General features: G+C 35.8%; 9 protein-coding genes and 1 pseudogene. 3 read left to right on the top strand and 7 right to left on the bottom strand.

Features of this window, described 5'->3' with window-relative positions:
* Positions 1-208 precede the first annotated feature (208 nt).
* The 7 genes and pseudogenes from AB1414_09565 to AB1414_09535 form a co-directional block, all read right to left on the bottom strand.
* Positions 209-394: a hypothetical protein gene (locus AB1414_09565; GenBank protein ID MEW6607681.1), complete on the bottom strand. Its 186-nt coding sequence runs from the start codon at positions 392-394 to the stop codon at positions 209-211.
* Positions 395-1,100: 706 nt separating this feature from the next.
* Entirely contained in the window at positions 1,101-2,138 is a 1,038-nt protein-coding gene (locus AB1414_09560; GenBank protein MEW6607680.1) for a glycosyltransferase family 9 protein, read from the bottom strand.
* A gap of 294 nt (positions 2,139-2,432) precedes the next feature.
* Positions 2,433-3,230 carry a glycosyltransferase family 2 protein gene (locus AB1414_09555; GenBank protein MEW6607679.1) on the bottom strand — a complete coding sequence of 266 codons (798 nt, stop codon included), beginning with the start codon at positions 3,228-3,230 and terminating at the stop codon, positions 2,433-2,435.
* Positions 3,231-3,288: 58 nt separating this feature from the next.
* A complete protein-coding gene (locus tag AB1414_09550) occupies positions 3,289-3,696 on the bottom strand; it encodes an NUDIX hydrolase (GenBank protein MEW6607678.1) in 408 nt (135 codons plus the stop codon).
* Positions 3,693-4,502, bottom strand: coding sequence for an AmmeMemoRadiSam system protein B (gene amrB, locus AB1414_09545; protein ID MEW6607677.1), 810 nt, complete (start codon positions 4,500-4,502; stop codon positions 3,693-3,695). The genes AB1414_09550 and amrB overlap by 4 nt, the downstream gene beginning before the upstream one ends.
* Positions 4,503-4,573: 71 nt before the next feature.
* Positions 4,574-4,786: pseudogene (locus tag AB1414_09540) on the bottom strand (GxxExxY protein).
* Between the two features lie 627 nt (positions 4,787-5,413).
* Positions 5,414-6,364, bottom strand: coding sequence for an ABC transporter ATP-binding protein (locus AB1414_09535; GenBank protein ID MEW6607676.1), 951 nt, complete (start codon positions 6,362-6,364; stop codon positions 5,414-5,416).
* Between the two features lie 87 nt (positions 6,365-6,451).
* On the opposite strand from AB1414_09535, the gene AB1414_09530 reads away from it, so the two are divergent.
* From AB1414_09530 to recO, 3 genes are all read left to right on the top strand, one after another.
* Complete coding sequence (locus AB1414_09530; protein ID MEW6607675.1) at positions 6,452-7,705, top strand: hemolysin family protein; 1,254 nt, start codon at positions 6,452-6,454, stop codon at positions 7,703-7,705.
* 3 nt (positions 7,706-7,708) lie between these two features.
* Complete coding sequence (gene corA / locus AB1414_09525) at positions 7,709-8,689, top strand: magnesium/cobalt transporter CorA (GenBank protein MEW6607674.1); 981 nt, start codon at positions 7,709-7,711, stop codon at positions 8,687-8,689.
* 251 nt (positions 8,690-8,940) lie between these two features.
* Complete coding sequence (recO, locus tag AB1414_09520) at positions 8,941-9,675, top strand: DNA repair protein RecO (GenBank protein MEW6607673.1); 735 nt, start codon at positions 8,941-8,943, stop codon at positions 9,673-9,675.
* The last annotated feature ends 238 nt before the right edge of the window (positions 9,676-9,913 follow it).

The following is a 9,913-nucleotide window of genomic DNA, read 5'->3' as shown; positions in this document are numbered from 1 at the left end:
TTTTGGTAAATATGTTGTTTGTGTCATAAGTTTGTCCTCCTTATTTTAGTTAGTTAATACTTTTTGTATAGTATACCATAAAATCTTTCGCAGGTCAAACTTGACACTTCATCATATCATCTCTGCGTCTCTGTGGTGAATAGTTACTCTTTTCTTTTGATTTTTGCATTTGTATTTAGAATGATTTTTATCTGTCTGTTGCGGACAATTATGCCATACTATATTTTAGTTCTTTAGGTTTGACTCGTTTTATACCCAGTTTCCGCTCCAATATAAATTTATCAGATTCATCTCTAATTTTTTTAACCCTTTGTTCAAAACTTAATTTTTTTTCTTCCTCATAAATTTTTTCCATTATCTCGTGAATTTCATCCAATCCTTTAAGATTTTTCATAATTCAATTACCTCCTCTTCTGCAAATACAAAATTAAATATTGTGGAGATAGGGTCGGTGGAGATAGGGTCGGGTGGAGATAGGGTCGCGGGTGGAGATAGGGTCGGGGGTGGAGATAGGGTCGTATCTTGAATTATGAATTAATCCTTTAATTTATAATTCAACAGGCTGTTGACATATCTTTTCAGCGGTATAACGGGGGTGAATATTACACAACCTCTTGAGAATTAAGGACTTGGAGTGAATGCAATGCTGGTGCAAATTTTTATTTATAATCAATGTTTTGATAGATGAATGTGTGAATAAATCCATGTAAATTTAAGTGTAACCTCTCAAGTGGTTTATTTTAATAGAGTTATACATACATTAAAACTTCTTCCTCATCAAAGGGACTATACTTTTTCTTGTCAACAGCCTCTTGAATTGTGAATTAACGGGTAATTCACAATTCAAGTGAGTGTTGCCAAGAAAAACTACATTTTGTTTGACGAGGAACAAATTTTAGTGTATGTATAACTCTATTAAAATAAAGCGATTAAGAAATTAGGTATAAACTTACATGGAGTATTCACTAATTCATATCATAAGATTTTGATCATAAATGAAAAGTTGGAGTATCTTTACATCTATATCCAATCTATTGTTTTTCAATGGGTTATGCAATATTCATCAAATTATATAGATGAAAAGAGTTGTCAACACTCACTCAAGATGTGACCCTTCTTACTACATTTACTACAGCCATTAATACCTGTTCCGGGGTAATTTGTGCCATACAATTATAGAATGGGCATTTTTGTAATCTGCAGCGTTTATATTGGCATTTTATCTCATCAGGCATAAGCACTGTATGTCCTTCTCCCTGAGGTCCCCATTTAGCCGAGCTTTGAGTGCGAATGGGTGGAAATAACGCTATTACTGGCTTACCCAGCCCGGCCGCGATGTGCATTGGTCCGGTGCTGGGTCCAATAAAAAGGTGATAAAATGAATACACAGCCATTAATTGTCCCAGAGTCGTCTGGCCGGCTAAATTAACTGGTTGAGAGTATGTTTGAGGTAATATTCTCTCCACCTCTTCTTTACTTCCAGTTAACACGACCTTTACCCCGTATTTTTCACTCAAAAGGTCAATTAGACGACCATACAGATGCTCAGGCCAATTTAAAGCAGACCCACCACTCCCAGGATGGATACCAATTAAAGGGATGGTATTCCTTACCTGATATTTTTCCAATAAAGATTGAGCGTATTCTTTATCTTCTTTCTTTATCTGTAGTTGAATTTTTTCTCTTACAGATTGAACACCCGCTTTTTCAACTAATTTCAGGCAATAGTCCATTTCATGATGAACAATTTTTGTGCGGTGAATATATGCCTTCTGGTTAAATAAGATACCAACTGGTTTATATCCTGTTCCTATTCGCCAGGGTATCCCACTTAACCAACAGAGCCAGCCATTTCGCCAATTTGGATAAAGAACTATTGCCAGGTCAAATCTTTTTTCTGCTATCTGCCGGGCTAATTCAAACACATTCTGTCCCCGGTCAATAATTATCTCATCTATATCGGGATTATTCCATAAAATCTCCTGCGTATATTCCCGAATTAAAACCCCAATATGAGCATCAGGATAACCTTTTCTTAAGGATGCTATCGCGGGTAGACTTAAGATTAAATCACCTATTCGGTCATTTCTTACCACAAGTATCTTTTTTACCTTGCCGCTATTTTCCAATTTAGTCATTTTGGATTTTGGTAACCGTTCACCGCAGAGACACAGAGACGCAGAGAAAAAAATTAAAATCTATTTACCAGAGGCAACAATTCCCTCCCTGATTTTCATCCTAATCATTACCCACATCTTTTATAGTAGTTATTAACGAAAATTTGTCATAGAACAGATATAGCAACAGGGTTGATGGTTGATAGTTTCATAAACTATCAACCATCAACAATACTAATGTGAACTTTTGGTTAATACTTACTATATGTCTTCTCTGTTCCTCTGCGTCTCTGCGGTAAATTACCACCTGAACGGTTACGGATTTTGGATTTTTGAGTGGGTCATTTCCCACAATTTAGCATACTTTACTAATCGATGAAAAGAGGAAAAGATTGCCCATAAAAAGCCTTGAGTCCCATCTAAAAATCCTAATTTAAAAATATATCGGCTAATGAAATCTATGCAGGAAAGTAAAATTTGTAGTGTAAATATTACTTTTTCTCCCCGGTTAAATTTTTTTAAAGCCTCAATACCGGAATATTGATTAAACCTTTCGAAATAATCTCTAATATCTTTGTAACTAAAATGAAGGATATAATTTTTAAAATAGCCTATTTCTCCATCAATAAACAGGTCTTCATGAACCAGGGCTTGAGTAAATTTAGCCTTTTGTCTTTTGAACAACCGGATATGTTTTTCGTGACCACAGCCGCCATATCGCAATTCTTTGCCAAGCCAGTAGAGTTTAAACGGAATGTAATACCCATCTTTATTTAGTTGGCTCTGGAGTATTTCATCTTTTAGTTGCGCTGTTACTCGTTCATCTGCATCAATGCTCAATACCCACTCTGATGTTGCCTTTTCTAAAGCAAATTGCTTTTGAAGACCATATCCTTCCCATTTTCTCTGGATTATTTTATCCGTGTATTCCTTACAAATCTCAACCGTTTTATCATTGCTTTCGGAATCCACAACCACTATTTCATCTGCCCATTTGACACTTTCTAAACAATCCTTGATATTCTCTTCTTCGTTATAGGTAATGATGATGACAGATATAGCCAATTCCCTTTCTCCAAAAATTATATTATCATAGAATTGTTGAACTGTCAATAAAAATGTTGACTTTGGATGTGTGTAATAAAAGGATAGAATTATTTTGGATTTTGGATTAAAATAAATTATTAAAGTAATCTTGCAATATCTTTTTATGGTCGAAGGCAAGGTTTTGGGGTAGGGTTTCTTGAGTGAAAACCCCTATTTCTTTGGCATCATCATCTGCTTTAGGTGTGCCCGTTGCTCTGGCGAGATAAACGGTGGTAATGGTGTGGTGTCTTGGGTCTCTTTCCGGATTTGAGTAAGTATGGAATTGTTTTATCAGATGGACATCAAGTGAAGTTTCTTCTTTTGCCTCGCGGACGGCGGTTTGTTCTAAACTCTCACCATAATCAACAAATCCACCCGGAATTGCCCAGCCATAAGGTGGATTTTTGCGATTAATTAAAATAATCCCTTTATCTTCCAACTCAATGATTATATCAACTGTAGGGATAGGATTTTTATATCTTTTTTGCCTCACTTGACTATAATCCCCGCATAACCCACGACTTGTTGATAATCTCCTGTTGTCTCACCTGAGGTCGTGTATTTGACCAGTTCTGCCTCTTTAGCCCCTAATTCTTTAGCCGCAACTAACATAATCACCGCCGGGATGTATCCACACATAGTAATATGGAAGATATAGACATTTTCCAGAAGCATCTCTTCGTCTAATTTTAAGATAGAATCAATGGCTATTTTATCCTTGCGCTGGGCATCCTGATGAGACTCATAATGGGTCATATCTGATGAGGCAATTATGACTACCTTTTTTGATAGATTTTTAAGGGTTTTACCTATCTCAAGTCCCAACTGTTTATAATCCTCATCTCTGGAATGACTTACGCAAATTGGGACGATTTGAAAGGCATTTTCTTTAAATAGAACCTGAAGAAAAGGAAGTTGAACTTCAATTGAATGTTCGTAAAGATGGGCAAGATGGTCTTCTTGTAGATGTTTTGATGAAGATAGAAGTTGGTCAGCGAGCTGGAAATCAATCGGAACACTCCCTAATGCTGTTTCCCAGATACCTTTAGTCATAATCGCAAATGGTTTGCCGTAGCCAGTATGATTTGGGCATAGAATAATAAAGGTTTGAGCAGGTTTAATCCTTGAATAAACTGCCCCAGCCGTAGAGCCAGAATAGATATAACCAGCATGTGGGGCAATTAACCCGATAACCTCTTCCTGGACAGCATCAGTTATGAGATAGTTTTTTATCTCCTCTTCCAACCTTTCTGGATTCCCTGGATAAAACTGTCCTGCGACTACAGGTCTTCTTATCATTTCTACCTCCTCCTATAGGGTTTCACGAAAGTAACTATTCACCGCACAGACGCGGAGACACAGAGAAAAAATTAAAATCTATTGGCTATACGCTTAATTCCATCTCTTAGAACAGAAACATTAAAATTGATCAATAAACCTATCCTTTTATTCATCATTTTTAGATAGATTAAAAGTTGAGCTTCGTGAATCGGAAGTAGTTGCTCGACTGCTTTTAATTCTACGATAACTTTTTCTTCAACTAAAAGATCTATCCGGTATCCACAATCTAATTTAAATCCTTTTTTCTCTGTTCCTCTGCGTCTCTGCGGTGAATAGTTACTCACGAAATTAAAAGCAAGTAACTGTTAACTAATTACCAATTACCAATTACCATTTACCATTTACCATTTACCATTTACCAATTACCAATTACCATTTACCATTTACCATTTACCAAAATAAAGGATACCATATCTTGCTATATCTTGTCAAGTGGATAATTGGTCCTTTTGAGGACAAAAACAACTTTTTCGTAACCGTTCAGCCACAGAGGCACAGAGTTCACAGAGAATTAGAGAAATTAGCCACATAAGGATACGAATTATAGCACTTATTAATCGAAATTTGACATAGATAGGGCTATGAAATTCCAAATCACAAATTCCAAATTCCATTTAGTGAATTAAACGAATTAGCGAATTAGTAAAATCTAATCTCTAATTCACTAATCTCTAATTCGCTTTTTGGTATGTGGAATTTGGTGCTTGGGATTTGGGATTTTTTCCTTATCCACTCTGAGTAAAATTTTGACTAATAACTGCTATATTCCCTCTGTGTTCTCTGTGACTCTGTGGCTATATCCCTGAACGGTTACACTTTTTCGCTATCCTGTGAGATAGCTACAGGGTAGAACGGAGTCTGACCTCGTTCTAAATAAGATAACAGGCGACGAGGTGCTGATTACCGATATTTTTAAGTTCGGGTATCTGTTTTTTGCAAATATCTTTTACCAGAGGACATCGCGGTGTAAACCGACATTCGGGCAATGGATTAATTGGCGCCGTAATTCGTCCTTTTATATCTACGCGTGGTCGTTGGTAGTCTGGGTCTGGTATGGGCACAGCAGACAATAACGCCTTTGTATATGGATGTTGTGGATTTTTAATTATCTCTTCCGTTTGCCCCATCTCAATTATTTTCCCCAGATACATTACCGCTAATTCATCAGACATATAACGCGCTACCGCCAGGTCATGGGTAATGAATAAATAGGTTAAATTAAATTCATCCTTCAAATGCAGAAGTAAATTCATTATTCCTACCCTGATTGAGGCATCTAACATTGATACCGGCTCATCCGCAACAATAAATTCAGGTTCAACAACTAATGTGCGGGCGATAGAGACCCGTTGTCGCTGACCACCACTTAATTCATGGGGAAAACGGTGTATAAATTCCTGTGGTGGCGTAAGTTCTACTACCTCTAAAGCCTTAAAAATCTTCTCTTCTCTATCTCCAATATGCTGAATTATTAATGGCTCAAGCAAAGTATCCATTACCGTCATTCTGGGATTTAATGATTCATACGGGTCTTGAAATATCATCTGCACTATCTTGCGGAACTCCCTTAATTGCCTTCCTTCAAGATGCTCAATATCTTTACCGTTAATAAAAACATTGCCCGCGGTAGCGTTATGCAATCTGACCATCAATTTCCCGCAAGTGGTTTTACCACTGCCACTTTCCCCAACTAATCCAAGCGTCCTTCCTTTATTAATTGAGAAACTTATTTCATCTACCGCATAGACGAATTTATGGCATTTTCCCCAAAATCGCGGTTGTAATGGAAATAATTTCTTTAACTTCTCTACTTTAACCATATTATTTATATCATATCATAAAACTATTCTTTTATCAAGTTTTTTTACATTGACAGAACATAGAATTTGTGATAAAATATATAAAAAATGATACCATATCTTATCATTAGTATTATTATAATATTAATGTGCGTTTTATTAGCTGGATTTTTCTCGGGAATGGAGATGGGATTTATTTCTATTAATAAGATTAGATTAAGGCATTTAGTCGAAAAAAAATATCACCGGGCATTAATTGCTCACGATTTATTAAAAGATACTCCACTCCTTTTAGCGACATTATTAGTTGGTATCAATATGGCGATTATTACCGCTTCTTGTGTGACGACTTCTATGAGCCATTTACACAAGATAAATCCAATTTATACGGAGATAATCTTAACCTTTGTCATCCTTTTAATTGGTGAGATAATTCCAAAGAGCATATTTCGTTCGCATTCAACGAAATTAATCTTAAGTTTAATTTATCCCTTGAAATTAATCTATTCGCTTCTTTTACCCGGCGTAAATTTAATGACAAAGATAACTAATCCGGTCATTAATCTCTGGAAAGGTTCTGATTTAAAGACAAAAAACCCATTTGTGACTAAAGAAGAATTACGATTATTAATTTCAGAAGGAGAAGAGGTCGGGAGTTTAGATGAGGATGAAGAAGAGATGTTAGATGGGGTTTTTAGTTTATCGACGAGGCGGGTAAAAGAGGTAATGACCCCAAGGACTGATATGGTTTGTTTCAATATTGAGGATAATATCTCTGACATATTAAAGGAATTTGAAAAACATCCTCATTCTCGAATACCTGTTTATGATGAAACTATTGATAATATTATTGGCATTATATTTATTAAAGACATCTTTAAGTTTTATGAGAAAGGATTTGAAGAAACATCGGTTATTGAACTTATCCGATTTCCTTATTTTGTGCCAACAAGCAAAAGGATAGATAAACTTCTGCAAGAGTTTCAAGCCAATCATACTCAAATTGCTATTGTTGTCGATGAGTATGGTGGCACCGCAGGTTTGGTGACATTAGAAGATTTATTAGAAGAGATTGTTGGTGAAATTCGGGATGAATATGAGGCAAAGGAAATTTTTATCAAGGCATTAGTTGATGGCATCTATCTTGTGGATGCCCGAACCTCTATCGAAATGTTAAATGAAGAATTAGATTTGAATTTGCCACAAGATGATTTTGAAACTATATCAGGATTTATTTTAGATTTATTAGGAAGAATACCAGCACCTGGCGAGATAATTAACTATAACAATCTAAATATGACTATTACTGAGGCAGATGAAAGGAGTATTCTTAGGGTTAAGATTTTTAAAAAGGAGAGATAACCAATGATTAATTTATTTTTGTTGACCCGGGAGAAAAAACTTATTACTGATTTTAAAGAAATCAATCTAAGAGAGATTTTGAAGAATAATGACCATCTTTTATGGCTTGATTTAATTGACCCGACAGATGAAGAAATTGGTATTTTGAGTGAAGATTTCAAATTTCATGAATTAGCCATTGAAGACTGTTTATTTCCACAAAGTCAACCTAAGGTAGATGATTTTGGGGACCACATCTTCATTGTTATTCAAGGGGTTAAAAAATATAGAGAGAATGGTGAGGAAGAATTAAAGACAGAAGACTTAAACATCTTTTTTGGTAAAAATTTTGTCGTAACCGTCCAGGAAGAACCATTTAAAAGTATTGCCAACCTCGCAAGTCGTTGTAAGCAAAATCCTATGTTTTTGGATAAAGGGTCTGATTTCCTGTTGCACGCGATTATTGATGGAGTTGTTGATAGTTATCTGCCTTTCTTAGAAGAAATAGATGATAAAATTGAACAGGTAGAGGATGAAGTGCTGGTAAAACCAGGCAAGCAAGCGATAATGAATGAGATATTCTCGTTAAAAAAGCAAATTTTAGCCATTCGCAAGATAATTGGTCCACAACGGGCGGTGATAGGATTGCTCTCAAGAAGGGATATACCGTTCATTAAACCTAATACACTTATTTATTATCGAGATATTTATGACCATTTAGTTCGCATCGGTGATACGATTGATATGTATCGAGACCTGACAACTAATATTTTAGAAATATATTTTTCCTGGACATCCAGTCGTTTAACCGAAGTAATGAAGGTATTGACATTAATTGCCACCATTATGATGCCACTGACCTTAATTACCAGTTATTACGGAATGAATATCAAACTACCAGAGTTTACCTGGGGATGTATTCGAAGTATGCCATTTGTCTGGGCATTACTAATTGGGACGACATTAGGATTATTAATGTTTTTTAGACATAGAAAATGGATATGACAGGGATATAGCCACAGAGTCACAGAGAACACAGAGGTAATATATAACCACGAATGAACACGAATAATAAAAAGATTTGTAGTGCGAGGCTTTAGCCTCGCTTCTAACAAGCAGGAAAGCAAACCTAAAGATTCGCACTACATTTATCGAATGTTACAGGTTAATTCGTGTCCATTTGTGGCTAATTTCTCTAATTCTCTGTGAACTCTGTGCCTCTGTGGCTGAACGGTTACAAAAATCAGGATTTTAAAATGCCATTATATGCCACTAAAGGGATAGTCTTACGAAATCAAGACTTAGGTGAAGCGGATAAAATAATTACCTTGTTCACTGAAAAATTTGGGAAATTAAAGGGGGTGGCTAAAGGTGTCCGCAAAACAACCAGTAAATTTGGGAGTAGTGTTGAGATTTTTACCTGCGCTGATTACCTGCTTTATGGAAAAGAAGGTAAAGACCTTGATATTATTACCCAGGCACAGATTATTCACTCATTTAAGGAAATCCGCGAGGATTTGAGTAAAATTACAACGGGCTCTTTTATTATTGAGTTGGTAGATACATTAGTGGCAGGCAGAGAAAAAGACCCATTATTATTTTCCCTTATCTTACAAACACTCACCTGGCTAAAAGACGAACAAAATGAAATGATAATACCTGCTTTTACCTTAAAAATAATGACCATTGCAGGATTAAAACCACACTTTGGCGAAACTTGCCTTTTATGCCATAACTTAATTAATAATGATAAATTACAATTCAGCTCAAGTCAAGGAGGAGTAATTTGTTCTGGACATCAGATTAAAGATGGGATAATGCTAACAGGTAGTCTTAACAGTCTAATAAATCAATTACTTAAATTGGATATTCCCCGTCTAAAAAAGATTCAAGTGGCTAAAAATTTATTATCCGCAATCACAGAATTAATGTTTGATTATCTTAACTATCATCTTCACAAACCACTCAAGTCTATGAATACATTGAAATGAGGTAACCGTTCAGGTAGTCCTTTACCGCAGAGACGCAGAGAAACAGAGAAGACATAGAAATAAAGTAACTATTCAGCCATTGATTAACACGGATTAGCACGGATAAATCCCGAGGGCAGAAGGCAGAGGACAACAGGAGGAAAAATCTTCAGCCTACCGTAACCGTTCAGGGCTATACATTAGAAGTGTAAACAAGGAGAAATGGGGAAAAGGGAGAATTGGAGAAATGGCTCAAACT

The sequence above is a fragment of the bacterium genome, from assembly GCA_040755795.1.
In the GTDB taxonomy this organism is placed as follows: domain Bacteria; phylum UBA9089; class CG2-30-40-21; order CG2-30-40-21; family SBAY01; genus JBFLXS01.
Note: the sequence above shows the minus strand (reverse complement) of the source record. Positions and strands in the feature narration are given on the sequence as shown.